We start from the raw sequence: 26,109 nt of genomic DNA on the forward strand, positions 1-26,109 counted from the left end.
ATTTATCCAAAAGTTGTTTCTAATATTTTTTTATCTTTACAAAAAAGTTCTATTCTAAATTTATCATTGATACTTACTACCCCGACACCTTTGGGTGTTCCTGTCATTAACAAATCATTTTCAGCTATAGTGATTTCATTTTGTTTTAAAAAATCTATAATTTGTTGGGGTTTATAAATCATTAAATTATAACTGCCTTGCTGAATTAAAGATCTATTTTTATATGCTTTGAAGTTTAAAAATTCAACATCCTGATTATTGATTTTAACAAAGTCACTAATCACAGCACTATTATCAAAAGCTTTTGCTAACTCCCATGGAAGTCCTTTTGATTTAAGCTTTGATTGTACATTCCTATCAGTTAAATCTAAACCTAAACCTACCGCTTTTATATTTGAATCATTATCAAAAGCAAAAACTATCTCACACTCATAGTGTGTTTCTCTAGCTGACGATAATTTAAGATTTTTAGCTATACTTGAGTTAGGTTTGATAAATATTACCGGACTATCTGGAACTTCATTATTCAGTTCATGAATATGTTCAACATAGTTTCTACCTATACAAATTACTTTTGATTTTGTCAGATCAATTTGCATAATTTACTTCCTTTTATGAATTGTGAATATTACAACTTAAAGTCTTCTCCGAGATATACCTTTCTAACCGTTTCATCAGCTAAGACTTCTTCTGGTGTACCAGCAGCGAGCATATTCCCAGCATTAACAATGTATGCTCTCTCACAAATATCAAGCGTCTCTCGTACATTATGGTCTGTAATTAATACACCTATTCCTCTATCCTTAAGGTGTCTCACAACTTCTTTAATCTCTATTACAGATACTGGATCAACTCCGGCAAACGGTTCATCTAGAAGTATAAACTTAGGATCCATAGCAAGAGCCCTTGCAATTTCAACTCTTCTTCGCTCTCCTCCAGATAAGCTCATACCTAAACTTTTACGTATGTGCTGAATACTAAACTCATCCAAAAGTTGATTTAGTTTTTCTTCAATTTGGATTTTACTAAGTTCTTTACGAGTCTCCAAAATAGCTACAATATTATCTTCAACACTTAGTTTTCTGAAAACAGAAGCCTCTTGAGGAAGATAACCTAAGCCTCTTCTAGCTCTAAGGTGAATTGGCATCTTTGTTACATCATCATCCCCCATACGCACCTTACCACGTGTTGCAGCCACAAGTCCTACAATCATGTAAAAAGATGTTGTTTTCCCGGCTCCATTAGGTCCCAAGAGACCAACTATTTCACCAGTTGAAACTTTCATGGAGACATTATTTACAACCCATCGCGAACCATATTTTTTACCTAGTCTTTTTGCTTCTAATGTATATTTTTCCATTTTAAACCTGTCTGCTTTAATTAAGTTGTAGAGTTATATGTATTTAAGCCTCTAACACTTCCTTTTTGTCTATCTTTCTCATAGTCACTAATAGGAGTTAGACCTGTATCAATTTTAGTCTGTTTCTGTACTCCATCTAATATTATTGTTGATCTTTTATTTTCACTACCAGGAATTGATATTAGATCATGTTCAATATCAAAAATAACTTTTTCACCCTTATAAACATTATCGTTTTGGAAAGCTACAGCCTTTCTGTACATTTCTAGATGCTTGTCATCAACATGATAGATTATCATTTTTGACTTACCCTCAACAGGACCTCTTGTCGCAGTCTTAACGTCTTTATAGTCAGGGTTTGAATTTGTTGGATATGTATAGAATTGGGAATTATGATTATCATCTGAAATCATAGTAAAAGTCTTTAGTTTATTTTTATCATCTAAATTTATTACAAGTCTCTGTCCAGATATGAAGTTACATTCTTTTTGTTCGGAACATAGTTGTTTAGCTGTTTTTAACCAACTCTCTTGTAATTGTTCCAGAGATAAATTTGCATCTCTTTCAAAATAAATAACATCTTTTCTAGGTTCTATAGGTTTATGACAAAGTATATGATTATTATGGATTTGCATTGCAAATACATTGCCTAAATAGGTAATAACATGCTGACTATCATCATATGTAGCACTATCGGCACATATTGTTACCGGTCCATATTCTTTCAAGCTATTGCCCTCAGAATTATCCTCTTTTTCATTATCAGTAACACTATCTTCTTGTGCTGCTGCATTATACATCGGAAGAGCATCATCTATTTGATTCACTTGTGTTTCTGAGAAAGCATTAGAAACAAATACTAGTAGCGTTAATCCTATCATTCTAACTAGATGCATAATAACTCCTCACATTCTGACCTAGTCTTATAACTTTTGAGTCTGAATTTCCTGATACTCCAATACCGGTTGTATTGTTACCAGTCTCAGGATCATACATCTTTGTAAATCTAGCATTATAAAAATCTTTTGAACCAGAGTTATAAAACATCTCTGAAGTTTTAATAAAGATTCTATCTAAAGAGGAGTTTTTACCCTCATTAGTTTGATTACCTGATGAATCATTACTAGTATAAATAATTGCATCAACACCATCATATAAGTGAGTCAAATTTTGACCAGTAAACTGTTGAATATAGCCATACTTAGACTTAACTTGCCACTGTAACTTGCCTGTTTTATCATCATAACTTTTTTCTGTAAGATTAATCATAAATAAGTCTTGATTAATATAACGCCTTAACTCTTTTGAAAAATAATTCGTTACTAAATTACCTTTTACATCATATTTATTGTATGTAAAATCATAAGCCTTTAATTCAACTCTATTTTTCTGTTGGCTAGATTTTAATGGTTTTGCACCATCTAAAGCATTGTAACTTATATATAGCATAGCTAAGATAATAATGACTATGGAAAGTACGTTAGCAAATAAAGAATACTTAGTGAAAAACTTCATATTTTTGTTTATTTAACCTCACCAGTCTCAATAAAATCTTTAATAACCTTATCATAAAAACCTGATTGCTTAATAATATAGTCACAAAACTCCCTAACTGCAGCATTACCACCATTATTTTGGCATACATAGTTTGCATATTCTTTTACTACTGATATTGAATCTGTAGGCGTTGCAGACAACCCTACCTTATTCATTAACACAAGATCTGGCAAATCATCACCCATATAAGCAATATTCTGATCATTTAGACTATATTTATTTTTTAAGCTTTCATATGCCTTGATTTTATTTTTTTGGCCTTGATAAATATCTTGGGGATCTAGACCTAAACTTTGAAGTCTCTGCTGAACAATCTTTGATTCTTTACCAGTTATAATTGCAACTTTAATACCCAATTTCTGTAACAGAACGATACCAAGACCATCTTTAACATTAAAGTTTTTAAACTCATTTCCGTCATTTGAGATTATTATTCTACTATCTGTAAGGACACCGTCGACATCAAAGATTACTAGTTTAATACTATTTACGACATTTTGCTTCATACTAAGTTTCATGAAAATATTGAATTCGATATGAAATATTATCACAAATGACTTAGAGACTAAAATATTAAAAACAAAAGAAGAAATTATTTATAATTATTTACAGATTTTTCGATTTCTTTTTTAGCAAAAGCGACATCATCCCAGCCATCAACTTTTACCCACTTACCAGAATCAAGATCTTTATAATGAGTGAAGAAATGCTCAATTTTTTGTTTTAAAGAAACAGGCAAATCATCAACATCATTTATATGATCATATTCCTTAGTCAATTTAGAGCTTGGTACTGCAATAATTTTTGCATCAACACCACCATCATCTTCCATTTTGAAAACACCAACTGCTCTACAGTTAATCACACAACCTACCGCAAGAGGATATGGAGCCAATACTAACACATCAATTGGGTCGCCATCATCATAAAGAGTATTTGGTACGAAACCATAGTTACAAGGATATCTCATAGTAGACGACATAAATCTGTCAACAACTATCATGTCACTATCTTTATCAAACTCATACTTAATCGGATCACTATCTTGAGGTATTTCAATAACAACATTGAAATCATTAGGAATATCTTTTCCACAAGGTATATTTTTTAGCATAACAATTTCTCCTATATTTTTGCTAAAGCATAAACGCTTGATACACTACACAAGAGTCTATCATAAAAACCTTTGTATTTATAACCTATAAATATTAAAATACTTTGAGATATTACTTAATAAGTTACACTTTAACAAAAGTTTAAAGAGGAAAATTATGAAATTTAAAAAGATGGCTTTATTAACAGCTAGTTTGGTTGCAACTACAGCATTCGCGGCACCCAATATTTCTTCTAGCTCAGACCCATATTTTAATGGAGGTAACGGACTAGCACAGAAAGATATAATAGTAAGACCTGTAAATATTGAGCTAGATGCTCCAGCATGGGTAGCTATGAATTATCGCACTGGTGATGTAGTTAGTGAGAAAAATATGGATGTGAGAAGACCTCCTGCTAGTTTGACCAAAATCATGACATCTTATATTGTTGCCAGTGAAATCAAAGCAGGAAACCTTAGTTGGGATACTATGGTACCAATAAGTGCAAAAGCTGCTTCAACTGGCGGATCTAAAATGTATGTAAAAGCAGGAGCTAAAGTATCTGTTAAAAATTTAGTAACAGGAATGGATGTTGTATCGGGTAATGATGCTACTATAGCTTTAGCAGAATATATCGGTGGTACTGCCGATGCATTTACGGATCTTATGAATCAAACAGCAAAAGCAATTGGAATGAATAATACTCACTTTGCCAACCCAGATGGGTTGCCTGGAGGAGAACAGTATACAACTGCGCATGACATGGCATTACTAGCTAGATCTTACATATATAATTTCCCTGAAGCATATGAGATATACGATGACAGAGGTTTGGTTTGGAATGCTACAGAGCAAAAATCTGTAAGCATAGCAGATCGTAAGCAATGTTTACCTAAATTTGATCGTTCAAGCGGTAATGTTTTAGAAAGTTTTACTGCAAAGGGGCTAGACTCTCAAGCTCAAGATAAGTGCTCAAAACTATTCCCTAAAGGCGACAACTTTGTACTTCAAAACAATAGAAACAGGCTTCTATTCACTTTTGATGGTGCTGATGGCATGAAAACAGGCCACACAGATGCAGCTGGCTATTGCTTAGTATCCTCTGCAAAACAAGATGGCGAAAGATTCATCTCTGTAGTACTTGGTACTAGTAGCTCAGCTAAAAGAGATTCAGAATCTTCTAAATTATTGAGGTATGCTATAAGTAAGTACGAAAATGTCTTATTATACAAAGCTAACTCTCCAGTCACAATAAGTGCTGATAACATCCCTAACGCCAAAGCTGGACAAAAGATAACTGTAGCCTCAACTCAAAATATTTATAAAACTGTACCTAAAACCTATATTCCATTCTTAAAACAAGGTATTGTGTTTACATCCGGGTTAAAAGCTCCAATTAAAAAAGGACAACCAGTAGGTGAACTAGTCATAACTCTTGGAGATACTAAAGAAAAAATAGCAAGTGTACCAGTGATATCTATGAATGATATATCACAAAGAGGTTGGTGGTAACCCTAAAATAAGAGGATTTATAATGTCTGAAGATAATAACAGTAATCAGCCAGAAACTTTTTTTGAGTTTCCCTGTCAATTTCCAATAAAGATTATGGCAAACCCACAGAAAGAGACTGTTGAATTTATTCTTAAAGTCTTTGAAAAACATGTTCCAAAACATGATGAGATTGATTTTAATACCAAAGAAAGTAAAACTGGTAAATATATATCTATTACAGCCATATTTACAGCTGATAGCAAACAACAGTTAGATAATATTTACAAAGAAATTTCTAGCCATCCTGAAGTACACATGGTTTTATAATAATCGTTACTCTATGAAAGAAGATATCATAATTAGAGATTTAGGATTACAGCCATACTCTAATGTTTTTGAACGAATGGCTGATTTCACAACTGAACGTGACAATACTACTAAGGATGAGATTTGGCTTGTTGAACACCTGAGTGTTTTTACACAAGGAAAACACGGCAAACCCGAACATATCTTAAATCCACACAATATACCTATTGTTGAAACTGATAGAGGTGGACAAGTTACATATCATGGTCCTGGTCAAGTTGTAATATACTTTATGCTTGATATAAAAAGAAATAAACTTGGTGCAAAAAAATTAGTTGATGTAGTAGAGCAAGCCTGTATCAATATACTTCAAAAGCACTATAATCTTGACCCTCACATTATTGAGAATGCCCATGGCATATATATTGATAATAAAAAAATAGCTTCTCTTGGCTTAAGAATAAAACAAAGTAAAAGCTACCACGGCATTGCTATAAATACTAAAATGGATCTTACGCCATTTAGTTATATTAACCCCTGTGGATATAGTGATTTAGAGATGTGCCAACTATCGGACTTTATCGATAACATTGATACTAAAATAGTTCAAAAACAATATGTCGATGAGTTCATAAAACTAATTAAAGCTTAACAAAACTTTAATTATTTATTTAAAGCTGCATTTTTATGCAGATCTTCTTTAACATTTCTTAAGAATCTTTTCGATTGAACTTTATCACCAAAGATATCGTACTTAATAGTTAACGTTGATGAATTGTCAGCTATTCTAGTCACACTAATACTAAACGTCCCCTTGAATCTCTCCGAGTTAACATCGCCATCAATCTCTGATGCTTGATTAGTTATAATATTCTTAGTAATAGTGACACCTGGCATTTCCCTAAGAACGTGCAAGACTGAATTGCTAACATCTATAACAGAGTAGTCAAGGTTCTCAGAGTATGACGCAGCTTGATCAACACCATAAACACCTGCTCCGATTAATAAACAGCTATTAAGACTAAAGATACTTGATATCAGTATAAATATTAATACTATTTTTTTCATCATAAAATTGAATAAATAAAAATTAGCAAAAATATAGCACAGCTAAGTATAAAAAGCCATTTTAGTTGAGAAATTTATTAATAAGAAAATTTATAAAAATGTTTTTAAGAATGCCGATCTTGATGGGTGCTTTAACTTTCTAAGAGCTTTTGCTTCAATCTGCCTAATACGTTCTCTGGTTACATTGAACTGCTTACCTACTTCTTCAAGAGTATGATCGGTATTCATACCAATACCAAAACGCATCATAAGAACTTTTGCTTCTCTTTCAGTTAAACCCGTATCAATAAGCTCCTTAATAGCCTCTCTTAAGTTCTCTAAGTTTGCTGCCTCAATTGGAGAATAATTATTCTTATCCTCAATAAAGTCACCTACTGTTGAATCTTCATCGTCACCAATTGGACTCTCCATAGAAATAGGAGTATGAGAGATATTAAGAATCTTTTTAAGCTTATCTTTTGTCATATTTGGAGTGTATTCAATAATCTCCTCTTCTGTAGCCTCGCGTCCTTTCTCTTGAAGTATTTGACGCTTAATTCTATTAACTTTATTGATAGTTTCAATCATATGAACTGGAACTCGAATTGTTCTAGCTTGATCCGCAATAGAACGAGTGATTGCCTGACGAATCCACCAAGTTGCATAAGTTGAAAACTTAAAACCTTTTCTGTAATCAAACTTATCAACAGCCTTCATTAGACCAATATTACCTTCTTGTATAATATCCAAGAAATGCAAACCTCTATTAGTATATTTTTTAGCCTCTGAAACAACTAGTCTTAAGTTTGCTTCTATCATTTCTTTTTTAGCTTGAGTAATTTTTGCTTCACTCTTAGAAATTTCAACATTAACTTTTTTAAGTTCTTCAACTTTCATCATCATCAGAGTCTGAAATTGATTAATTTGCTTAGTTAAGTTATTAATTTCTTTGATAGTATTATCTGTAAATTTATATTTTTTAGTTAAAGGCTCCAGCCACTCAACAGAGCCAATTTCATATACCTTGATAAACTCCTGACGAGGAGTTTTTGATCTTTCTACGCACAATCTAAGTATTTTTCTCTCGAACTCTTTAACTCGAGCATAAGGGAGTCTAATGTAGTCAACCAATTTCTGCAAGTGAGAAGTAGATAACCTTAAACATTCAAACTCTTTGACTATTTTGTTATATAGCTTTTTATTAGGTTTTTCCTGGTACTCCTCAAACATTTTCTCAAGGTTTACAAAGAAATTATATGCTCTTTGAGTATCAATCTTCTCATCATGATCATCTTCCGCAACTTTTTCTTCTGTAATCTGCTCATCACTGAAGCCCGCTATAATTTCATTAAAGCGAATATACTTAGCTACAGACTCATCTTCAATATCTTGTGATGACATGTAATCATCAGCTTTTTCTTCTAATTCACGAAAGCGTTCAATATAAGTTTTAATAACTATTGGGTAACTCAAAATAGTACTAAAAACTTCCGTAGTACCTTCTTCGATTCTGATGGCTATATCAGTCTCACCTTTTTTATCTAAAAGATCTACTATACCCATTTCTCGCATATACATACGGATAGGATCAGAAGTCTTACCTTTCAAATCATCTAAGTTCGCCTCACTTACTTTTCGTTCATCATCTTCATCTAATTGAGGAGTTCTATCATAAACATCAATACCAGCATCTATAAGTATAGCTTCTATTTCTTCATACTTTTTAGGATCGTCTGACACATCTCCTGGTAATGCATCCAGAATATCTGCTCTAGTTAAATAACCTCTTTCTTTACCATCAACTATCAAATCTTTTAGATCAGAAAGTAAATCTTCTCTTGTCATCTATTAATACTCCAATAGAATTTTTTATATTTTATTACCTAATTTTGCTACTAAATACTTACGTTCCATCTCTTGAACATCTGTCCTAAAAGGTAGAGACCCTAAATGATTAAGCTGCTCTTTTACACTATTAGCTTCAATCCTTTTTAAGTCATTTAATATCTGACTGCAATACTGTTCACCATCAGATTTTTTTCTAGCCTTGTTAATGCCATAACTCAATAACTCAAAGAAATACTCTCTATAGTCAGGATAGTCCTCTGCCAAAAACTGTATCAACACCACAGTTTCTATTTGATTAGATGAGTCTTCTTTTAAAATTTTCAAGCTTTTTACAAGAATATCAAGATTTTTTGAAGTAGAAAATATTTCAAAGTCATTTTCTTTTAGTAGAATGCGAAAATCATCAATATTAACAAAAATTTCAGCTAACACTACCTCTTCAAGTAAAATATTTTTTGAAAGCCTTTTTTGCTTAATCATATGATTACTCTTATTCATAGTATCAATACTAAATTTTTGCTTTCCTAGCTTGATTAATCTTTTTACTTGATCAGAACTAATATTTATTTTCTCTGAGACGGTTGATACAATACTCTCTGAATAAATATTTTCATCAACATCAGATAAAAAATCTTTTAAATTCTCCAAAATTTCTGCTTTACACTCAGCTTTAGAAATATCTCTATTGCCTATTATATGTCTTATTATAAAATCTGAAACCAACAAAGAGTTATCTAGTTCACTCTGGAAACTTATCAACCCATGTTCTTTGATATAATCGTCAGGATCCTTTCCTTCCTTTAGAGTAAGTATTCTAAGTTTTTTATTACCATCTAAAATAGGTAAAATTATTTTAATACTTCGGATAGCCGCGTTTTGTCCAGCACTATCGCCATCAAAGCAAAGTATCACTGAGTTACTCTCACGGAATAGTATTTTTGCATGATTTTGTGAAAATGCTGTTCCTAACGTTGCCACAGCAGAATAAAAACCATATTGAGCCAACCCAACAACATCCATATACCCTTCTACAACAATAAGACTTTGATTTGCCAACTCAGGATGTTGTTTTTTTCTCTCTCTATATTCATATAATCCATACAAAATATTATTTTTTTGAAAAACTATAGTTTCTGGAGAGTTCAAGTATTTAACTGTATCAGAATCATCAATCACCCTACCGCCATAACCAATAACGCTTCCTTGAATATTTCTGATAGGAAACATTATTCTATTGCGAAAACGGTCATAAACATTTCCTTTATCATTCTTTATTGAAAGACCTGTATCAATTAATATATCTTCAGATACATTAACAGATTTAGCAAGCTGGGTAATATTATTCCAACCTTCTGATGAATATCCAATACTAAACACTTTAGCTAATCCACTATCGATTCCTCTTTTCTTAAGATACTCTATAGCTTTTTCTTTTGATACTGAATTACCAAGATTCCAACGATAATATTTTTGAGCTATCGCTAAAAAACCAATGCACTTATTAAAAAGATGTTCTCTTTGCAAATCTTCTTGTGAATAATTCTCATATTCAATGGGTTTCCCCACAATCTCTGCTAAATTATTAACTGCTTCTACGAAGTCTAAATCATTTATTTTTTTAACGAAAGTTAAGGCATCTCCAGATACACCACACCCGAAGCAATGAAAAAATTTCTTTTGAGTATTAACATAAAATGAAGGCGTTTTTTCATTATGAAATGGACAACATGCTTTATAATTTTTTCCAGATTTCTTGAGGTTGACATATCTAGACACAACATCTGCAATATCAGCACTTGCAACAAGCTCTTTTATAAAACTATTTGAAATCTTTTTTGCCATACTGATAAAATCTGAAAGTTAAGATAAGTTTGACTTTACTATAGCACTTACTTTACTCATATCTGTTCTACCAGCAAGCTCTTTTTTTACACTAGCCATTATTTTACCCATTTCTTTCATTGAGGTAGCTCCAACAGATTCTATTGCTTTTTGAACAATAGTCACAACCTCTTCATCACTAAGCTGTTTGGGCATATATTTAGTCAAGATTTCAATCTCTTTTTTTTCACCCTCTGCAAGCTCAGCTCTTTCTGCTTGTATGTATTGATTATAAGAGTCTTGTCTTTGCTTGATCATTTTTGTTATTACAGCTGTAACAATGTCATCTGTAATATCAACTTTCTCATCAATTTGTTTTTGCTTAATGGCCGACATAGCCATACGAATAGTAGTTAATCTATTTTTATCTTTATTTTTCATTGACTCTTTCATATCAAGAGTCAATTGATCAAAAATTTGTGACATTTTAAAAAAGAATTCCTAGTGAAAGGGAGAGTTAAACTCTCAACGGTGAATTAAATAATATACTACCTTCTAGCCATCATATTGCTTTTGTAAGCTCTTTTGACAGCAGCAGCTTTCTTTCTTTTACGTGCCCAAGTTGGCTTTTCAAAGTACTCTCTACGACGTAGTTCAGATACTATTCCAGCCTTCTCACAAGATCTCTTAAATCTTCTAAGAGCAACATCAAAAGGTTCTCTTTCTTTAACTCTAACGCTTGGCATACCCTCTCACCTCACTTAAATGCCAGTTTAATTTAAATTTAACAAAACTACAGCTCTTTACCCAAAGCTGATAGACAAATTTACAGGCTATAATTCTACCATATAACAATATAAATGCAACATAGCTACAACTTATTTACACTAACCCAAAACCTATCTATATATTACACAGTACCCCCACTATATTTATAGTGTATAAAATGCTATTATTCCAAATTAAGAAATTAGAAACATATATAGGTTTGTCACTTTGATAAAAAGAACTAAGCTTTTAGTAGCTATATCTATATTTGTAGCAAGCGCAAACCTATCTTACGCATCTACTCGTAGCGAAATACAATCTCTTGTAAAAAAGTATAACTTATCTAATGCTAAAATTGCTGTAGCAGCCCAAAGAACTATGACAGGTGCTGATCTGTATGCCTATGCTGAAAACAGATCAATGAAACCTGCAAGTAATAATAAGGTATTTACAATCGTCTCAGGATTATTTGCTATTCCTAGTAACTTTAGATTTACAACTACTGTTATGTATCCATCTAATAGAATATCAAACCATACTCTCTATGGTGATATGTATATAAAATTTACTGGTAATCCAGCCCTTACGGGTAGTCAGTTATCATCATTGATAAGAAAGATAAAAACAGAAAAAGGAATATCTAAAATTACAGGCGATGTATATCTTGTTGGTGTATTTTCAGGACCATATATCCCTAGGGGTTGGTCTAAAGAAGATAAAACATTATGCTATGGTGCACCGGCTTCTAGCTTTACATTAAATAGAAACTGTACTGTTATAAAACTAGTTAAAAATCCAAATAGTTTAACTACTAGAGTTGTAGAGCTTAGCAATGCTAGCAACATTGACATAAAAAATTCAGCTAAATATACAAGTGCAACAAAGGCTACGATTTTATCAATGAATGATGATAACGTGGTATATATAAGTGGATATTTATCTAGAACAGCTGAAAAAATGTTTAAACTGGCAATTAGAAACCCTGCTTTAAAGACAGTAGATACTGTTAATGATTTTTTAAGTTCTAGTGGAGTAAAACATGGTAAGGTACTTATTGCTAGTGATATTCCAGCTGGTTATGAATCACAAATAACAACAAGATCAGCAACAATTGGACACTTCTTTGACCAAACTCTTAAACACTCTGACAATTTATATGCAGAAACTATACTAAATACTATTGGTTTACAAGAAAAAGGAATTGGCTCAACTAAAGCGGGTACTGAAGCTGTTCAAAGCATCTTATATTCAAAACTAGGATTAGACACGTCTGCTTTGACTATGTATGACGGATCTGGATTATCACATCTGGATAGAGTTAGTCCTGAATTTATGGTTGATTTCTTGACTAAAACTTTTAACAGTAAAGTTGGTAAACAATTCTATAATTACCTACCTTCATCTGGAATAAGTGGTACCATCGCATATAGAATGGGAGGCAAACTGCTTGGTCGAGTACATGCAAAAACAGGTACATTATCTGGAGTATCAACACTATCAGGCTATGTTTTAACTGCAAAAAACCATCGCATCTCATTTTCGATCATGCTAAATGATCTCAAGTACTCTGATCGTTACAATGCTCGTAGATTCCAAGATAAAGTTGTGGATGTTTTTTATAGGAATTTATAATGAAAAAGATAGTAAAACTAATACTGATTACCACAGTCATATTACTCTTGAGTTCATGCTCAACAGAACCTCCAAAAAATATAAATAATGCGTGTAGTATAATCCACCAATATCCTGACTGGTACTATGACATGATAGACTCCTACGATCGTTGGGGGATACCTCTAAATATACAAATGGCATTCGTACGTCAAGAATCTTCATTCAGGGCTGATGCACAACCTTCTATGCAATATTATTTTGGTTTTATTCCAAAAGGTAGAGCATCCAGCGCTTATGGTTATGCACAGGCTCTAGATGGCACATGGGAGCATTACAAGAAAGAAACTAAACAATCTTTTGTCTCACGTTCTGATTATGCTGATGCTGTAGATTTCATAGGTTGGTATTTAAACAATGTCCATAATAAAACAGGTATAAGTAAAACAAATACTTATGATTTATATCTTGCATACCATGAGGGTATTGGAGGATATAGAAGAGGCAGCCATAGAAATAATTCATTCTTAAAAAACTATGCCCGTAAAACCGCTGATGTAGCTCAAAAATATGCTATACAATTACAAAACTGTGAAGTACCTCGCAAACCCCTACTGTCATATATTTTCTAAAGGTAAGTTATGAAATCAAATATTTTTAAGCATACTGTAAATATTCGCTTTGCTGACACTGATAAATATGGACATGTAAATAACTGTACCTACTTTAACTATTTTGAAGAAGCTAGAACAACATGGGCATATGAAAATAGTGGATTAATGTCTTGGGCCACTCAAAACTCTATCCAACTTGTAATTACAGAACAAACCTGTAAATACATCTTACCACTACTACACCCTAATAAGATTGAAGTAACTCAACATATTACTAAAATTGGTGCAGTAAGCATCGAATTTGATTATGAGATACGCTTAATTAATAATGAACAAGTTATTACAAAAGCAAGTGCTAAACTTGCTTGTTACAATACAAAGACAGGAAGATTACAAAAAATACCTAATGAACTAAAAAAGATGATTTTTGAAAAAAATGACAGAAACTAATAAACAACCTTTAAAAAAGCTAGAAAAACAAATACTTAGAAAAACAGCCCAAGCAATTAATCAATACAACATGATTGAAGATGGCGATAAAATAATGGTGTGCCTATCTGGCGGTAAAGACTCATACTGTTTGCTTGAAATGCTTTTATTACTGCAAAAGAAAGCTCCTATAAAATTTGATATCATAGCTGTAAACTTGGATCAGAAGCAACCAGGATTTCCTGAAGAGATTTTACCTAATTATCTTAAAACTAAAGATATAGAATTTAATATCATTGAAAGAGATACTTATAGTGTTGTCAAAAGAGTTATACCAGATGGTAAAACCACATGTGGATTATGCTCGAGAATGAGGCGTGGCATTCTGTATGATTTTGCTGAGGAAAACAATATTACAAAAATTGCTCTAGGACACCATCGTGATGATATCATAGAGACATTTTTTTTAAATCTCTTTTATAACGGCACTATTAAATCAATGCCTGCAAAGTTATTAAGTGATGATAAACGCAATATTGTAATTCGTCCTCTTGCTTTTGTAAGTGAAAAGGAAACACTAGAATATTCTGAACTAAAAAATTTTCCGATAATTCCTTGTAACCTATGTGGTTCACAAGATAATTTGCAAAGAGTATTTATAAAAGATATGCTTAATAGATGGGAGAATAATAACCCTGAAAGAAAAAATGTTATATTCAAAGCTCTATCAAATATTTCTCCATCTCAAATGTTAGATAAAGAGCTTTTTGACTTTTTTAATATCACAAAAGATGATATTCAAAGATAAATAAGGAGATAAGATGAAACTAAAAAAAGTAGTTGCGATAATGTCATGTACTGTCCTAGGAGTAGCAATCGGTTCATGCTCAACAAAAGAAACAAATAGTGAGACTAAAACTCAAGCTATAGCTACTAGTACTCCAAGTACTCAAACTCAAACTCAAACTCAAACTCAAACTCAAACTCAAACTCAAACTCAAACAAAGGGTACTTCAATTAATAACAGTTTAAAAATGAGTTCTGATGCAAGTTATGTAGTCGGGTACCAGGTTGGGTCTGGAATTGCTAGACAAGATTTTGGGCTATATGACAAACAAACAGTCGCAGGTTTTGCTGATGCTCTCAACAATGAGAAGCCTAGAATTTCTGAAAGTCAAATTAGAAGAAATATGGAAACTCTAAAAGATAGGATGATTAAAAAGCAGTTAGACATAGCTAAGCTAAATAAAGTCAAATCAGATGAGTTCATGTCGCAAATTGCTAAAATGGATAATGCTGTTGAAGTAAATGATGGTGTTTACTACCAAATGGTTAAACAAGGTGATGGTAAAAAACCTTCTGCAGATAGCACAGTAACTATTGCTTACAAAGGAACAACACCAGTAATAGCTTATGAAGACGACAAATCAAAGCTTAATGATGTAAAAGAAGCTAAACTTATAGGACCAAGTTTTGACTCAAGTGAAAACGCAACCTTTCCTCTTAGAAACCTAATAGAATGTTGGAAAGACGCTATCCCTAAGATGCCTAATGGTTCTACTTTTATATTATACTGTGCTCCCAACAAAGCTTATGGGACTAGAGCTCCTGCTACAATAGGACCTAATCAAGCGTTAGCTTTCGAAATTACACTTAAAGATTTTAAATAATAACTAATTTTTTCTCTTCACAGCTAAATCACACAGTAAGATCATAGCTTGCTTATATTCTGATTCTGGTAAGAAACTTATCGATTCTTTTGCTTTATCAGCATATTGACATGCAACTTGATAAGAGTATTCAACTGCTCCACTACTTTTGACGATATTAATAATTTCGTTTATATCATAATGTCCTTTTTCAATGGCATTTTTTATTTTCTTTTGTTCAGCACTTGAAGTATTTGCTAGGGCATAAATTGTTGGTAGGGTCATTTTTCCCTCATCAAGATCATCACCAATATTTTTACCAAGACTTTCTGCATCAGAAACATAATCTAATACATCATCGGCTATCTGAAATGCATTTCCTAAGTAAACACCATAGTTTTTAATACTATTTTGAAGTTTACTATAGCTTTGCTTATCAAGACTAATTACACCAGCTAACTCACATGATGCTTCAAATAATTTAGCGGTTTTACAGTATATGACATTAGTGTAATCTTCCTCTGTCAAATCAATGTTTCTAGCGTTTAATAGTTGAAGCACTTCACCTTCAGATATTTTATTAGTAGCATCTGCTAATATTTGCATAATTTGCATATTATCTAAACCTACCATCATCTGAAAAGCTCTAGAGTATAGAAAATCTCCGGTTAATACACTTGCAGCATTGCCAAAAACATTATTAGCTGTCTCTTTGCCTCGACGTAGATGCGAATCATCAACTACATCATCATGTAGAAGAGTTGCTGTATGAATAAACTCTATAATTGCAGCACATGCTAGATGATCTTTGCCAGTATAATTTAGAGCTCTAGAAAATAGCATCACTAACAAAGGCCTAAGTCTTTTGCCACCACTATTTATGATATAGTGACTAATTTGATTGATAAGAACAACATCTGATGAAAGAGAGTTGATTATAAACTCATTGTTATTTTCAATATCTTGTTTAATTAACTTCTGAATATCTTTTAAGCTTTGCATTTTATTTATATATTTTAAGACTTTGAGTTAGTTAGATTTAAGAATAAAGTAGCAGAATATATTTATCAACCATATTTAGTTGATATTATCTAGTTGTCCTCATCTTTTGAAATTCTGAAATGTTTTAATATCTCTTTATCTTCTGGGGTTAAAGACTGATCTTTACTATTAGCTCCATCATCAAAACCTTTAATAAACTCTTCACAATTTTGTTTGTTTATGACAATCATTTTTTTTAGTTTTGACTTATATTGAGTTGCAATAATCATTCCCACTTCATAAGAATCTTTATCTGAAATTTTGTTTATATCAGGTTTATGATCTAAAATAGTATCATCAAAACCTGAAATGAAGTCTTTTTTAATAATTTCTTGATTCATAGCACTAAAACTTTTATGTGAAACTTTACCCAGTGCATCACCAATTGAATAAGCTGTATATGTTTTTGAGGTATTATCCAATGCAAATACTAGAGAGCAAGCACCTAAAGATAATATACACACTAAAAATTTAATAATTTTTTTCATACTTTAATTTTTTCTAAAAATACTGATCACTAATTTTAACATAAAACACGTGGTGTTCTATAACTCTAGTTATATAGAAGTATTTAATATTTGCTTTGAAAGCATTCCTTTATAATAGAAATATTGAATAATTTGTATAGATACCAAAATAAATAGGCAACTAGAAACTATTATTGATACGATAGGCCATCCTAAAAATATAGCACTATTTATATCACACATAAGGCTAAGTACAGAAAGTCCTAAATAGAATATACTAAACCCTTCTGCTTGTTTTTGGCGAAAATTTTTATATATCTGAGGTAACCAATATACATTATATATTACCCCACTAATTGAGCCACTCCATAACAAAGTCTGTTGGCTCAGCGATATAAATTTGACTATATAAATAACAATCAGTAAGAATAACAAAATAAACACAGTATGTATAAATATATTTCTCTGCCTTCTGTCATTTAAGATTTGAAGTTGCTGGACTGTTAAAAAGCTTAAAAGAATAATATCAACTAAGATATATTGCCATTGCATATTAAACCCTATCGCATATATAAGATCTAAAGAATTAGCAAATATCATTAACGAATGAGTCCAGAGACTAATTTCAAATGTCTTATGCTTGAACTGATTATGGATGGTTTGTGGTAAAAAATGAATAAAATATATTACTAATGATATGTTTAAAGTTATATAACCTAAATATTCCACGGTTAATCTCCTATTATTTCTAAGTTAAATAATAAGAATTTGAATGATATTTATAGAAAATAATCAAACAAACTCCCTACGCTAATACTAATTAGATCAGGTACAAAGGGTTATTTTCTCAGCCATCTTATTCGAGTAAGATAGCACCCCTGTTGTCTTTAGGCGTTAATATAGCATAGGCAAAATTAATTTGATATATTTAATCGGTAAATCAAAGCATCACTGAAATAACCATTAGCTTTTTTATAATAGTTTTTGCGCAATGATACCTCAATAAAATTGACTTTTTTATATAAAGATATAGCTTTAGTATTATTGATGTCGACTTCTAATAATATTTCTTTAACTTCTTTCCTGGCAAGATGATTAATTGAATATTTCAAAAGCTTATATGCAACTCCTCTACCTTGCGTAGCTGTATCAACACATATATACAAAAGTTCTGCTGTTTCAAATATATAGTTAAAAATAGCAATAGCAGCAAGCTCACTATCAATCATTAAACCTAAAACGGTGTCATTAGTTAATGAATCTTCGATTTGTTTATCTGACCAGCTAAAATCTTTATCAGTAGCTCTTACTAGCTGAATGGTTTTTGTTAGAAATCTAATATCAAGCTCTAAAATCTGCATACTTGTATAAATTTGATAATATCGCTTTTTTATTCTGAATCTTTAATAACTCACAATCATCACAGATAAAATCTTTTTCTGAAAGATTAATCCCCTTTAAATCATTAAAATCTTTAATATCATTAGATTTATATATAGATACACTGGACTTAAAAAATAAACTATTAACAACTTGTTTTAAAAAACCAATATCTAATTTTTCACTTAAAAGTATGTTTATAATTTTAGAACTATCTACCATATTAGTGTAGATAATTTCGAGCTCTTTTTTTGTTGCATCGTGAGAATTTTCATCTATGATTTCACTTTGAGTTTGTTTTATAGAACTATATGCTGGCTTCAACTCCCAGATATCAATATCAAAAACATCTTCTACTTGACGCACAAAATCCATTATTTTTTCTCTAATCTTTCAACTAGTTTTTTAGGAAACTTATATTCTTTTAACTTAACAGATTTTCTCAGTTTATTAACTTCTGAAGGATTAAGTTCTAGTGTTTTTCCTCTTGCAACAAACTTAGGAAGAACAATATCTCCAAATCTAACTCTAGTAAGTCTACTAACTGTAACACCTACAGCCTCGAACATTCTTCTAACCTCTCTATTACGCCCTTCAGATAAAGTTACATAATACCAGAGGTTTGCTCCTTCACCACCAGAAAATTTTATGCTGTTAAACTTGGCTAAGCCATCTTCTAGTTGTATTCCCTCTTTAAACTTACTTAAAGTTTCATCTGATAATTGTTGACCAAAAACTCTTACAGCATATTCTCTTTCGATTTCATAAGATGGATGCATCATTCTATTAGCTAAATCCCCATCTGTCGTAAAAAGCAATAATCCTGTAGTATTTATATCTAACCGTCCTACCATTATCCAACGTGACTTAGCTAGTTTAGGTAGCGAATCGAAAACAGTCTTTCTATCTTTCTCATCTTTACTAGTACAGACTTCACCTTCTCTTTTGTGGTAAATAATGACTCTTGGTCTAGTCATAGGTTGACCATATAAATGTAAGGCTTTTCCATCAAAACTAATTTTATCTTTATCTGTAGCCTTATCTCCTAGAGTCGCTACTTTACCATTTACACGTACCCTTCCCTGTTGGATAAATTCCTCTATCTTTCTACGCGAACCTATGCCATATTTTGCTAGTAATTTCTGTAATCTTTCTGGAGTACTTTCACTCATTTGATTAATTCTACGCATTTTCATTTATATCCTTTTGATCTGCCGCTGAAAAGAATTTTTCAATATCCTCATCATTATAGTTATTAGAAGATAAAACTAGTCTTACAGCCGCAGCTTCATTTTTATTATTCGCATACTCTGCCAACTTTAACCTCATATCTAGAATAAGCTTATTATTAAAAAACGCTGTGTCATTCTTCATGCCATAAATAACCTTATAACATTCTTTGTACTCACCTCGTTCAAAATACATTTGGGCTAATCTTAATTTGGCTGCCTTATAGTCCTCTCTAAACTTATCTGCTCTTTTCATATACGCTAGAGCATCATCTTTTTTACCTTGTTTATACATACATTGAGAGTATAAAAATAATGTTTGAGCCATATCATTATTATTTGACATAAACAATGATTCTTCAAAGAGTTCTTGAGCGCGACTATAGTCACTTTCTTGCATGCATAAAAACTGAGCATAAAAATTCATAGCTTCATAGTCTTTAGGATGATTATCAAGAGCTCTTTTGTAGTATTTTTCAGCAATTGTATTCGCTCCTATGCTTTGATAATAATATCCACCTGCATAATCTACAATTGCCAAATTATTATTGTGTTCTTTTGCTAACTCTTGTGCTTTTATAAGCTTAGTCTTAGCCCTTTCAAGATACCCTTCCGTAGAATATATTATAGCTAATTCAGAATTAATTCTCGTTGCTTCTTTATAGTTAGCTTTGGGGAAAGAGCTATTATCAAAAGAGTAATTGACCTCTTCTACATTTTGATTTCTATTATCCTTTTGAACTTGAGGGCTTGAACTACTGTTTGAACTATTAGGAGTTGAACACGAAGTTAGCATCCCAAAACATATTATAGTAACTAAAGCTCTTTTAAAACTAGCCTGCATTCTTATCACCAAGCTTCTTTAAATATCTTTGTTTTCTACTTGTTTTATCCATAACATCACCAGCTAACTGTCCACATGCAGCATCAATATCATCACCTCTAGTTTTTCTTACTGTAGTGACAAAACCATTATGTTGTAAATACTCTTTAAATCTATGGATACGATTATTACTAGGCTTCCTATATGGTGTTCCTGGATATGGATTAAATGGAATAAGATTTATTTTAGCTGGAACATTTCGAGAGCGTAACAATTCAACTAACCCTTCAGCATCTGATAAATTATCATTAACTTCTTCCATCAATGTATACTCAAATGTTATGTGCTTATGAGGACCTTTCTCAGCATAAAGTTTACATGCTTCAAGAAGTTCGTCAATATTATACTTTTTATTGATCGGTACTATTTCATTACGTAAAGAATCAGTCGCTGCATGTAATGATACTGCTAAAGACACTCCTGATTGCTCAAGTAAATCATATATTCTAGGAACAACACCAGATGTACTAAGAGTCACTTTACGTCGAGATAGCCCATATGCTAAATCATCCATCATAATATCCATAGCTGGAACCACATTCTCAAAATTCATCAATGGCTCACCCATACCCATCATAACTATGTTTGTAACACTAAAATCATGTTCGCCATTATTTTTTGATAAGGTTCTAGCAGCTATCCAAAGCTGAGAAATAACTTCGGCAGATGAAAGATTTCTATTAAACCCTTGTTTACCAGTAGAGCAAAAACTACAATTCAAAGTGCATCCAACTTGTGAAGATACACAGAGGGTGCCTCTACCATCTTCTGGAATAAAAACTGTTTCAACAGCACTTCCACCGACATCAATTAGCCATTTATGCGTACCATCTTTCGATGCTTTGCTAAAAACTACTTTTGGAATAAATATTTCTGAAGTTTCCTGTAGCTTATTACGCAAATTTTTACCAAGGTCTGTCATCTTATCAAAATCAATGACCCCTTTCTTATGTATCCATTTAAAAACTTGTCTTGCATGAAATTTTTTTTCATTTATAGAAACAAAAAACTCTTCCATAGCTTTTTGATTTAACCCAAGTAAATTCACTTTATCTTGTTGCATAGAATTTCTCTTTCATTCTTATAAAATTATTCATTATAACCTATATCACCAGGTAAAATATTGTCATTCTCATAAGTCAAATTAGCAAAGCTTGCAAACTGCCCATCAAAACGAACATGAACTGTGCCAATAGGACCATTACGCTGTTTCCCAATTATAATTTCACCAAGATTTTTATTATCTTCTTTTTCTTTATTATAAACTTCATCGCGATAAATAAACATTATCAAGTCAGCATCTTGCTCTATTGCTCCAGATTCTCTCAAGTCAGACATTATCGGACGTTTATCTTGACGTTTTTCAAGATCTCTACTTAACTGCGATAATGCTATAACGGGAATATCTAACTCTTTTGCAAGTGCTTTTAATGATCTAGATATCTCTGATACCTCTAGGGTTCTATTATTTTCATAACCAGGTATTTTCATAAGCTGTAGATAGTCTATTAATATCATTGATAGACCACCGTGCTCATTATATAGTCTTCGAGCTCTTGAGCGCATCTCAGCTGGGGTTAAGCTTGATGTATCATCTATATATAAAGGCATATCACTCAATGATTTCATTGCACTTGTAATCTTAACCCAGTGAGCATCATTAAGCCGATTACACTCTTTAAGCAAATTCATTTCTACACGAGCCTGTGAAGCTAGCATCCTTGTGACAATATCCTCTGACGGCATCTCTAAACTAAAAACTAAAACTGGTTTATCTGCAATTTTAGCAACATTTTGAGCTATGTTTATTCCTAGTACGGTTTTACCCATTGATGGACGAGCTGCAATGATACCCATATTAGCTCGTTGTAAGCCAGAGGTCATTTTATCAAGATCAATAAAGCCTGTAGAAACCCCTGTCAATCCACTACCTGCATCGACTATTGCACTCATCCTATCAACTAATTTAGGAATAACTGATTTAATTGATTCAGGGCCCTTAACTAAAGTCTCTCTTTCCTTAGCCACATCAAGAATCCGGCTTTCGGCATAATCAATAACATCGTCAGGATTCTTAGAGTCTGCTGAATATATTTTTTGAACTATATCATTAACACTTGTTTGTAGACTTCTCAGCTTAGCTTTATCTTTTACAATATTTGCATATGTTTTTATATTTGAAACTGTTGGCGTATTAGTTGCCAAATCAATAATATATGATTCGCCTCCAGCATCATTTAGTAAACCTTCAGTTGCTAAATATTCACTCAAAATTAGAACATCAAATGGAGTATTTGACTGATTTAAAACAGCTATCTGCTTATAGATAATTTTATGTCTCTTATCAAAAAAATCATCAATTAGAAGAAAATCTTCAACTAGCTCTATATTATCATTGTTGAGAAGAATATTGCCTAGTATTGCCTTTTCCGCATCAACTGAATAAGCAGTTTCAGCAACTTTAAATTGATAATCCATTGACATCAAAATCCTTATTTCATATACAAAAAAACCATGCCTAACACATGGTTTTTATATTAATTAAGATATTGTGTTAGTTTATATATTATAAAACTAAGCTTCTGCAGCTACAACATTTACTTTGATATCTGCATCTACATCTGTATATACATGAACAGTAAGTTCGAACTCTCCAGTAGTTCTAATAACTCCTTCCGGCATACGAACTTGGCTCTTTTCAATTTCTTTACCAGAAGCTTGAGATACTGCTTCAGCAACTTCAGCAGTACCAACAGATCCAAATAGTTTACCACCTTCTCCAGCTTGAGCTGCAACAGTGTAAACTTTATCTTTGATAGCATCTGCAGTTACAACTGCAGCATCAAATCTTGCTTTTTCTGCTTTTTCTAACTCAGCCTTTTGAGCTTCAAAAGTTTCGATGTTAGCTTTAGTAGCTTGAACAGCCTTACCAAAAGGGATAAGGAAATTTCTAGCATAACCAGGCTTAACATTAACTATATCACCTAATACACCAAGGTTTTCAACTTTTTCTTTTAAAATAACTTGCATTGTAATCAACCTCCAGTATTAGTTAAAGTGACGATCACAGTATGGTAATAACGCCAAGAATCTAGCTCTTTTAATAGCTGTAGCAAGCTGTCTTTGATACTTAGCTGATGTACCAGTTACACGACTAGGTACGATCTTACCTGTTTCAGTAATATAAGCTTTTAACTTATTCACATCTTTATAATCAATTTCTTTTACACCATCAACAGTGAAACGGCAAACTTTACGACGACTCATCTTAAAATCCTTCTATTAAATTACTTCTTTTTCATTAGTTTCCATCATAATTGATGGCTCTGTAACAGCTTCTTTCTTAGAAATTACTAAACGACGTAAAACTGCATCGTTATACTTTAAGTTTTCTTGAAGCTTCTCTAGAGACTCAACGTCACATTCAACATTGAATAACACATAATGTGCTTTATGAAGTTTCTCGATAGGATAAGCTAATTGACGACGTCCCCAATCTTCGAATCTATGGATTTTTCCACCTTTTTCTTCAATGATTCCACGATATTTACCAAGCATAGCATCAAGCTGCTCAGATTGATCTGGATGAATCATTAACACGATTTCATAATGTTTCATTTTGTAAACTCCTTCCGGTTTATCATTGTTAGTTTTTTACTGATAAGCTATACAAAATTATTTTGCATAGCAAAGAGCAAGACATTATTATACTAATATAAACTCTTAATAACAATATAATATTTACAGAATATTATCCATTTAAATGAATACTGCCTTCTCTAATTACTATTTTTTTTCTTTTTAACAAAGTTCCTATAGCTCGCTTAAAAGCAGCCTTACTAATTCCAAACTCGCGCACTATATCATTAGGGTTAGATTTATCATTAAAAGGAGCAGAACCATTGTGCTCTACAAGATACTTTTCTACCAAATCAGCATTTCTATCTAAATCTTTGTGCACTAGCTGTAACGACAGATCTATACGCCCATCATCTCGAATATTTTTTATATATCCCTTAACAGATTGGCCAAAACTTAATCTCTTAAACACCTCTGAAGAATAAATGATTCCCCAATAACTGTTATTAATTATTGCTTTATAACCTATGTCTGTAGAATTCGCGATTATAAGATCCACTTCTTGATTTTGAGTTATATCATTACCTGCGTAATCTTTTATGAACTTATTGATCTTTGAAGAAGCTGTTATACGCCCATTAATCTTATCAAGATATAAATAGACAATATACGACTTTCCAACTTCAAATGGTCTATGTTGCTCGGCTAATGGTACAAAAAGATCCTTATCAAGTCCCCAGTCTAAAAAAGCTCCTATACCTGTAATATTTTTGACTCGCAAATAAGATACTTGACCTACGGTTGGAACTCTTTTTGTAGTCGCGATAAGCTCAGCCTTTGAGTTATGATACAAAAAAACTTCTACACTTTCGCCAACGCTTACTGTATCACAGAATTCCGAACTAGCAATGTTTGCTGTACCAAGCTCCAAAGCATCTAGAACCAGCCAATTCGAAGTTTTTTCAAGAATCTTTAATCTAGAATATTTTCCTATTGAAATCAAAATATATACCATTTACTTAAAACAATTCTATATTATCACAGATAAAAACAATTAATAAATTTTTGATATTGTATTAAGGACAACACCTCTTATTTAAGATTATTATATTAGTATATAAAACCTTTTATCTATAAGCTTTTTCTTTTATAGTCTAATTACACACTTCAAATTAAAATTTCTAAAATAATATGAAAAAAGCTTTTAATATAGTTATCTTTTTAGTAGTTTTAATCAACTGTTGTTTTGCAAAACAACTAGTCCTACCTAAAAATACAATCGCTTTCTCTAGCTTACAAGGACAGTATTTATTAAAATCAGCACCAGAAAAATACTCACAACAATATTGGCAGCTTGCAGAATATTTTACCACTGAGAAAGGCACTACATTCTGTGGTCCAGCCTCCGCTGTCATGGTATTAAATGCTCTAAAAATTGAGCCAAGTCTATCACCAGCTCATATGCAATATTCAATATTTGATCAAAATAATATTTTCTATAATAAAGCTTTAATTAAATCTGGTATAACTCCTCAATGGGTATATGCAAAAGGGTTATCTATTGAGCAAACTGCTGAGCTAATCAACAAACAAAAAACGATAGGCCCTAAGGCTTATGCAAAAAGTAATTTACGCGAGCGAATTTAAAAATCAAGAACAGTTCCTTAATACAACTCTATCATCAATGAAGAAAGGAGATTATATAATTATAAATTATAAACGTAGTGATATGGGAGCTCAAGGAGGAGGACATTTTTCGCCACTAGCAGCATACAACCCTAAAAAAGATATGTGGTTGCTTATGGACGTCGCCAGATATAAATACCCTTCAGCTTGGATAAGAACTATTGACTTATATCAAGCAATCCAGTCCAAAGACTCTTCGACTAACAAGTCACGAGGAATAATTATAATTTCTAAGAAAAAATATTAAT

The 26,109-nt window shown here is 32.0% G+C and carries 34 protein-coding genes and 1 riboswitch; of the genes, 10 read left to right on the forward strand and 24 right to left on the reverse strand.

The genetic code is table 11. The features are described 5' to 3' along the window. Window positions 1–2: 2 nt before the first annotated feature. From F7308_RS07045 to ppa, 6 genes are all read right to left on the reverse strand, one after another. On the reverse strand, window positions 3–599 hold the full coding sequence (locus F7308_RS07045) for a fumarylacetoacetate hydrolase family protein (RefSeq protein ID WP_013923170.1): 597 nt from the start codon (window positions 597–599) through the stop codon (window positions 3–5). A gap of 29 nt (window positions 600–628) precedes the next feature. Next, window positions 629–1,360 carry an LPS export ABC transporter ATP-binding protein gene (gene lptB / locus F7308_RS07050; protein ID WP_013923171.1) on the reverse strand — a complete coding sequence of 244 codons (732 nt, stop codon included), beginning with the start codon at window positions 1,358–1,360 and terminating at the stop codon, window positions 629–631. Between the two features lie 20 nt (window positions 1,361–1,380). Continuing rightward, complete coding sequence (locus F7308_RS07055; RefSeq protein ID WP_013923172.1) at window positions 1,381–2,256, reverse strand: LptA/OstA family protein; 876 nt, start codon at window positions 2,254–2,256, stop codon at window positions 1,381–1,383. Further along, window positions 2,243–2,875 (reverse strand): LPS export ABC transporter periplasmic protein LptC, encoded by a 633-nt coding sequence (gene lptC / locus F7308_RS07060; RefSeq protein WP_013923173.1) that lies wholly within the window; start codon window positions 2,873–2,875, stop codon window positions 2,243–2,245. The genes F7308_RS07055 and lptC overlap by 14 nt, the downstream gene beginning before the upstream one ends. A gap of 8 nt (window positions 2,876–2,883) precedes the next feature. Continuing rightward, window positions 2,884–3,423 (reverse strand): KdsC family phosphatase, encoded by a 540-nt coding sequence (locus tag F7308_RS07065; protein WP_013923174.1) that lies wholly within the window; start codon window positions 3,421–3,423, stop codon window positions 2,884–2,886. Between the two features lie 86 nt (window positions 3,424–3,509). Next, window positions 3,510–4,031, reverse strand: a complete 522-nt coding sequence (gene ppa, locus F7308_RS07070) for an inorganic diphosphatase (protein WP_013923175.1) — start codon at window positions 4,029–4,031, stop codon at window positions 3,510–3,512. Between the two features lie 157 nt (window positions 4,032–4,188). Between ppa and F7308_RS07075 the strand changes: the two genes are divergently transcribed. The 3 genes from F7308_RS07075 to lipB are packed head-to-tail and all read left to right on the forward strand — an operon-like array spanning window position 4,189 to window position 6,461. Then, complete coding sequence (locus F7308_RS07075; protein ID WP_013923176.1) at window positions 4,189–5,523, forward strand: D-alanyl-D-alanine carboxypeptidase family protein; 1,335 nt, start codon at window positions 4,189–4,191, stop codon at window positions 5,521–5,523. Window positions 5,524–5,545: 22 nt separating this feature from the next. Beyond that, on the forward strand, window positions 5,546–5,830 hold the full coding sequence (locus F7308_RS07080; protein ID WP_013923177.1) for an HP0495 family protein: 285 nt from the start codon (window positions 5,546–5,548) through the stop codon (window positions 5,828–5,830). A gap of 13 nt (window positions 5,831–5,843) precedes the next feature. Beyond that, window positions 5,844–6,461: a lipoyl(octanoyl) transferase LipB gene (gene lipB / locus F7308_RS07085; protein WP_013923178.1), complete on the forward strand. Its 618-nt coding sequence runs from the start codon at window positions 5,844–5,846 to the stop codon at window positions 6,459–6,461. Window positions 6,462–6,472: 11 nt separating this feature from the next. Here lipB and F7308_RS07090 read toward each other — a convergent pair whose 3' ends face one another. The 5 genes from F7308_RS07090 to rpsU all read right to left on the reverse strand — a co-directional run bounded on the left by F7308_RS07090 (window position 6,473) and on the right by rpsU (window position 11,271). Further along, a complete protein-coding gene (locus F7308_RS07090) occupies window positions 6,473–6,880 on the reverse strand; it encodes a DUF3568 family protein (protein WP_013923179.1) in 408 nt (135 codons plus the stop codon). 87 nt (window positions 6,881–6,967) lie between these two features. Next, window positions 6,968–8,701, reverse strand: coding sequence for an RNA polymerase sigma factor RpoD (rpoD, locus tag F7308_RS07095; protein ID WP_013923180.1), 1,734 nt, complete (start codon window positions 8,699–8,701; stop codon window positions 6,968–6,970). A gap of 24 nt (window positions 8,702–8,725) precedes the next feature. After that, window positions 8,726–10,546, reverse strand: a complete 1,821-nt coding sequence (gene dnaG, locus F7308_RS07100) for a DNA primase (RefSeq protein WP_013923181.1) — start codon at window positions 10,544–10,546, stop codon at window positions 8,726–8,728. Window positions 10,547–10,564: 18 nt separating this feature from the next. Then, window positions 10,565–11,011 (reverse strand): GatB/YqeY domain-containing protein, encoded by a 447-nt coding sequence (locus F7308_RS07105; protein WP_013923182.1) that lies wholly within the window; start codon window positions 11,009–11,011, stop codon window positions 10,565–10,567. Window positions 11,012–11,073: 62 nt separating this feature from the next. After that, window positions 11,074–11,271 carry a 30S ribosomal protein S21 gene (gene rpsU, locus F7308_RS07110; RefSeq protein WP_013923183.1) on the reverse strand — a complete coding sequence of 66 codons (198 nt, stop codon included), beginning with the start codon at window positions 11,269–11,271 and terminating at the stop codon, window positions 11,074–11,076. 250 nt (window positions 11,272–11,521) lie between these two features. On the opposite strand from rpsU, the gene dacB reads away from it, so the two are divergent. From dacB to F7308_RS07135, 5 genes are read left to right on the forward strand one after another with little or no spacing between them, the layout of a single operon-like run. Then, window positions 11,522–12,925, forward strand: coding sequence for a D-alanyl-D-alanine carboxypeptidase/D-alanyl-D-alanine endopeptidase (gene dacB / locus F7308_RS07115; RefSeq protein ID WP_013923184.1), 1,404 nt, complete (start codon window positions 11,522–11,524; stop codon window positions 12,923–12,925). Further along, window positions 12,925–13,536, forward strand: a complete 612-nt coding sequence (locus F7308_RS07120; protein ID WP_013923185.1) for a transglycosylase SLT domain-containing protein — start codon at window positions 12,925–12,927, stop codon at window positions 13,534–13,536. Before dacB ends, F7308_RS07120 begins: the two co-directional genes overlap by 1 nt. A 9-nt stretch (window positions 13,537–13,545) precedes the next feature. Next, complete coding sequence (locus F7308_RS07125) at window positions 13,546–13,968, forward strand: acyl-CoA thioesterase (protein ID WP_013923186.1); 423 nt, start codon at window positions 13,546–13,548, stop codon at window positions 13,966–13,968. Beyond that, on the forward strand, window positions 13,955–14,755 hold the full coding sequence (gene ttcA, locus F7308_RS07130; protein WP_013923187.1) for a tRNA 2-thiocytidine(32) synthetase TtcA: 801 nt from the start codon (window positions 13,955–13,957) through the stop codon (window positions 14,753–14,755). The genes F7308_RS07125 and ttcA overlap by 14 nt, the downstream gene beginning before the upstream one ends. Window positions 14,756–14,768: 13 nt before the next feature. Then, window positions 14,769–15,617: an FKBP-type peptidyl-prolyl cis-trans isomerase N-terminal domain-containing protein gene (locus F7308_RS07135; RefSeq protein ID WP_013923188.1), complete on the forward strand. Its 849-nt coding sequence runs from the start codon at window positions 14,769–14,771 to the stop codon at window positions 15,615–15,617. A gap of 3 nt (window positions 15,618–15,620) precedes the next feature. Here F7308_RS07135 and F7308_RS07140 read toward each other — a convergent pair whose 3' ends face one another. The 13 genes from F7308_RS07140 to F7308_RS07200 all read right to left on the reverse strand — a co-directional run bounded on the left by F7308_RS07140 (window position 15,621) and on the right by F7308_RS07200 (window position 25,178). Further along, window positions 15,621–16,598, reverse strand: a complete 978-nt coding sequence (locus F7308_RS07140) for a polyprenyl synthetase family protein (RefSeq protein ID WP_013923189.1) — start codon at window positions 16,596–16,598, stop codon at window positions 15,621–15,623. 89 nt (window positions 16,599–16,687) lie between these two features. Beyond that, window positions 16,688–17,125 (reverse strand): hypothetical protein, encoded by a 438-nt coding sequence (locus F7308_RS07145; RefSeq protein WP_013923190.1) that lies wholly within the window; start codon window positions 17,123–17,125, stop codon window positions 16,688–16,690. Window positions 17,126–17,194: 69 nt separating this feature from the next. Then, window positions 17,195–17,833: a PQ-loop repeat-containing protein gene (locus F7308_RS07150; protein ID WP_013923191.1), complete on the reverse strand. Its 639-nt coding sequence runs from the start codon at window positions 17,831–17,833 to the stop codon at window positions 17,195–17,197. Between the two features lie 55 nt (window positions 17,834–17,888). After that, a riboswitch (TPP riboswitch) is annotated at window positions 17,889–17,994 on the reverse strand. Between the two features lie 24 nt (window positions 17,995–18,018). Then, window positions 18,019–18,465 carry a GNAT family N-acetyltransferase gene (locus F7308_RS07155; RefSeq protein WP_013923192.1) on the reverse strand — a complete coding sequence of 149 codons (447 nt, stop codon included), beginning with the start codon at window positions 18,463–18,465 and terminating at the stop codon, window positions 18,019–18,021. Beyond that, window positions 18,446–18,859 carry a hypothetical protein gene (locus F7308_RS07160; RefSeq protein ID WP_013923193.1) on the reverse strand — a complete coding sequence of 138 codons (414 nt, stop codon included), beginning with the start codon at window positions 18,857–18,859 and terminating at the stop codon, window positions 18,446–18,448. Before F7308_RS07160 ends, F7308_RS07155 begins: the two co-directional genes overlap by 20 nt. Next, complete coding sequence (rluB, locus tag F7308_RS07165; protein WP_013923194.1) at window positions 18,859–19,674, reverse strand: 23S rRNA pseudouridine(2605) synthase RluB; 816 nt, start codon at window positions 19,672–19,674, stop codon at window positions 18,859–18,861. Before rluB ends, F7308_RS07160 begins: the two co-directional genes overlap by 1 nt. After that, window positions 19,667–20,557 (reverse strand): CDC27 family protein, encoded by an 891-nt coding sequence (locus F7308_RS07170; protein ID WP_013923195.1) that lies wholly within the window; start codon window positions 20,555–20,557, stop codon window positions 19,667–19,669. Before F7308_RS07170 ends, rluB begins: the two co-directional genes overlap by 8 nt. Continuing rightward, window positions 20,547–21,659, reverse strand: a complete 1,113-nt coding sequence (locus tag F7308_RS07175; protein WP_013923196.1) for a bifunctional tRNA (adenosine(37)-C2)-methyltransferase TrmG/ribosomal RNA large subunit methyltransferase RlmN — start codon at window positions 21,657–21,659, stop codon at window positions 20,547–20,549. Before F7308_RS07175 ends, F7308_RS07170 begins: the two co-directional genes overlap by 11 nt. Before the next feature lie 26 nt (window positions 21,660–21,685). Continuing rightward, window positions 21,686–23,080: a replicative DNA helicase gene (gene dnaB, locus F7308_RS07180; RefSeq protein WP_041263756.1), complete on the reverse strand. Its 1,395-nt coding sequence runs from the start codon at window positions 23,078–23,080 to the stop codon at window positions 21,686–21,688. 90 nt (window positions 23,081–23,170) lie between these two features. Next, window positions 23,171–23,626 (reverse strand): 50S ribosomal protein L9, encoded by a 456-nt coding sequence (gene rplI, locus F7308_RS07185; protein ID WP_013923198.1) that lies wholly within the window; start codon window positions 23,624–23,626, stop codon window positions 23,171–23,173. 18 nt (window positions 23,627–23,644) lie between these two features. Further along, on the reverse strand, window positions 23,645–23,863 hold the full coding sequence (gene rpsR / locus F7308_RS07190; RefSeq protein ID WP_004287690.1) for a 30S ribosomal protein S18: 219 nt from the start codon (window positions 23,861–23,863) through the stop codon (window positions 23,645–23,647). 15 nt (window positions 23,864–23,878) lie between these two features. Beyond that, window positions 23,879–24,214, reverse strand: a complete 336-nt coding sequence (gene rpsF / locus F7308_RS07195; protein ID WP_013923199.1) for a 30S ribosomal protein S6 — start codon at window positions 24,212–24,214, stop codon at window positions 23,879–23,881. A 133-nt stretch (window positions 24,215–24,347) separates the two neighbouring features. Beyond that, window positions 24,348–25,178: a CvfB family protein gene (locus F7308_RS07200; protein ID WP_041263958.1), complete on the reverse strand. Its 831-nt coding sequence runs from the start codon at window positions 25,176–25,178 to the stop codon at window positions 24,348–24,350. A 188-nt stretch (window positions 25,179–25,366) separates the two neighbouring features. On the opposite strand from F7308_RS07200, the gene F7308_RS10410 reads away from it, so the two are divergent. After that, window positions 25,367–25,822 carry a phytochelatin synthase family protein gene (locus F7308_RS10410; protein WP_013923201.1) on the forward strand — a complete coding sequence of 152 codons (456 nt, stop codon included), beginning with the start codon at window positions 25,367–25,369 and terminating at the stop codon, window positions 25,820–25,822. Beyond that, window positions 25,791–26,108, forward strand: a complete 318-nt coding sequence (locus F7308_RS10415) for a phytochelatin synthase family protein (protein ID WP_041263758.1) — start codon at window positions 25,791–25,793, stop codon at window positions 26,106–26,108. The genes F7308_RS10410 and F7308_RS10415 overlap by 32 nt, the downstream gene beginning before the upstream one ends. Window position 26,109: the final 1 nt, after the last annotated feature.

The sequence above is a fragment of the Francisella salina genome (genome assembly GCF_000219045.1).
GTDB lineage: Bacteria > Pseudomonadota > Gammaproteobacteria > Francisellales > Francisellaceae > Francisella > Francisella salimarina.

What these genes read in the sequence shown, in the direction of transcription:
- ppa (WP_013923175.1), bottom strand. Translation starts at nt 4,031, where the DNA reads ATGCTAAAAAATATACCTTGTGGAAAAGATATTCCTAATGATTTCAAT.
- rplI (WP_013923198.1), bottom strand. Translation starts at nt 23,626, where the DNA reads ATGCAAGTTATTTTAAAAGAAAAAGTTGAAAACCTTGGTGTATTAGGT.
- F7308_RS07120 (WP_013923185.1), top strand. Translation starts at nt 12,925, where the DNA reads ATGAAAAAGATAGTAAAACTAATACTGATTACCACAGTCATATTACTC.
- rpsU (WP_013923183.1), bottom strand. Translation starts at nt 11,271, where the DNA reads ATGCCAAGCGTTAGAGTTAAAGAAAGAGAACCTTTTGATGTTGCTCTT.
- F7308_RS07125 (WP_013923186.1), top strand. Translation starts at nt 13,546, where the DNA reads ATGAAATCAAATATTTTTAAGCATACTGTAAATATTCGCTTTGCTGAC.
- F7308_RS07055 (WP_013923172.1), bottom strand. Translation starts at nt 2,256, where the DNA reads ATGCATCTAGTTAGAATGATAGGATTAACGCTACTAGTATTTGTTTCT.
- F7308_RS07045 (WP_013923170.1), bottom strand. Translation starts at nt 599, where the DNA reads ATGCAAATTGATCTGACAAAATCAAAAGTAATTTGTATAGGTAGAAAC.
- F7308_RS07140 (WP_013923189.1), bottom strand. Translation starts at nt 16,598, where the DNA reads ATGCAAAGCTTAAAAGATATTCAGAAGTTAATTAAACAAGATATTGAA.
- F7308_RS07145 (WP_013923190.1), bottom strand. Translation starts at nt 17,125, where the DNA reads ATGAAAAAAATTATTAAATTTTTAGTGTGTATATTATCTTTAGGTGCT.
- F7308_RS07080 (WP_013923177.1), top strand. Translation starts at nt 5,546, where the DNA reads ATGTCTGAAGATAATAACAGTAATCAGCCAGAAACTTTTTTTGAGTTT.
- F7308_RS10415 (WP_041263758.1), top strand. Translation starts at nt 25,791, where the DNA reads ATGCAAAAAGTAATTTACGCGAGCGAATTTAAAAATCAAGAACAGTTC.
- ttcA (WP_013923187.1), top strand. Translation starts at nt 13,955, where the DNA reads ATGACAGAAACTAATAAACAACCTTTAAAAAAGCTAGAAAAACAAATA.
- F7308_RS07105 (WP_013923182.1), bottom strand. Translation starts at nt 11,011, where the DNA reads ATGTCACAAATTTTTGATCAATTGACTCTTGATATGAAAGAGTCAATG.
- rpoD (WP_013923180.1), bottom strand. Translation starts at nt 8,701, where the DNA reads ATGACAAGAGAAGATTTACTTTCTGATCTAAAAGATTTGATAGTTGAT.
- rpsF (WP_013923199.1), bottom strand. Translation starts at nt 24,214, where the DNA reads ATGAAACATTATGAAATCGTGTTAATGATTCATCCAGATCAATCTGAG.
- rpsR (WP_004287690.1), bottom strand. Translation starts at nt 23,863, where the DNA reads ATGAGTCGTCGTAAAGTTTGCCGTTTCACTGTTGATGGTGTAAAAGAA.
- F7308_RS07170 (WP_013923195.1), bottom strand. Translation starts at nt 20,557, where the DNA reads ATGCAGGCTAGTTTTAAAAGAGCTTTAGTTACTATAATATGTTTTGGG.
- F7308_RS07075 (WP_013923176.1), top strand. Translation starts at nt 4,189, where the DNA reads ATGAAATTTAAAAAGATGGCTTTATTAACAGCTAGTTTGGTTGCAACT.
- lptB (WP_013923171.1), bottom strand. Translation starts at nt 1,360, where the DNA reads ATGGAAAAATATACATTAGAAGCAAAAAGACTAGGTAAAAAATATGGT.
- dnaB (WP_041263756.1), bottom strand. Translation starts at nt 23,080, where the DNA reads ATGTCAATGGATTATCAATTTAAAGTTGCTGAAACTGCTTATTCAGTT.
- F7308_RS07135 (WP_013923188.1), top strand. Translation starts at nt 14,769, where the DNA reads ATGAAACTAAAAAAAGTAGTTGCGATAATGTCATGTACTGTCCTAGGA.
- lptC (WP_013923173.1), bottom strand. Translation starts at nt 2,875, where the DNA reads ATGAAGTTTTTCACTAAGTATTCTTTATTTGCTAACGTACTTTCCATA.
- dnaG (WP_013923181.1), bottom strand. Translation starts at nt 10,546, where the DNA reads ATGGCAAAAAAGATTTCAAATAGTTTTATAAAAGAGCTTGTTGCAAGT.
- F7308_RS07065 (WP_013923174.1), bottom strand. Translation starts at nt 3,423, where the DNA reads ATGAAGCAAAATGTCGTAAATAGTATTAAACTAGTAATCTTTGATGTC.
- F7308_RS07175 (WP_013923196.1), bottom strand. Translation starts at nt 21,659, where the DNA reads ATGCAACAAGATAAAGTGAATTTACTTGGGTTAAATCAAAAAGCTATG.
- lipB (WP_013923178.1), top strand. Translation starts at nt 5,844, where the DNA reads ATGAAAGAAGATATCATAATTAGAGATTTAGGATTACAGCCATACTCT.
- F7308_RS07090 (WP_013923179.1), bottom strand. Translation starts at nt 6,880, where the DNA reads ATGATGAAAAAAATAGTATTAATATTTATACTGATATCAAGTATCTTT.
- rluB (WP_013923194.1), bottom strand. Translation starts at nt 19,674, where the DNA reads ATGCGTAGAATTAATCAAATGAGTGAAAGTACTCCAGAAAGATTACAG.
- F7308_RS07155 (WP_013923192.1), bottom strand. Translation starts at nt 18,465, where the DNA reads ATGCAGATTTTAGAGCTTGATATTAGATTTCTAACAAAAACCATTCAG.
- F7308_RS07160 (WP_013923193.1), bottom strand. Translation starts at nt 18,859, where the DNA reads ATGGATTTTGTGCGTCAAGTAGAAGATGTTTTTGATATTGATATCTGG.
- F7308_RS10410 (WP_013923201.1), top strand. Translation starts at nt 25,367, where the DNA reads ATGAAAAAAGCTTTTAATATAGTTATCTTTTTAGTAGTTTTAATCAAC.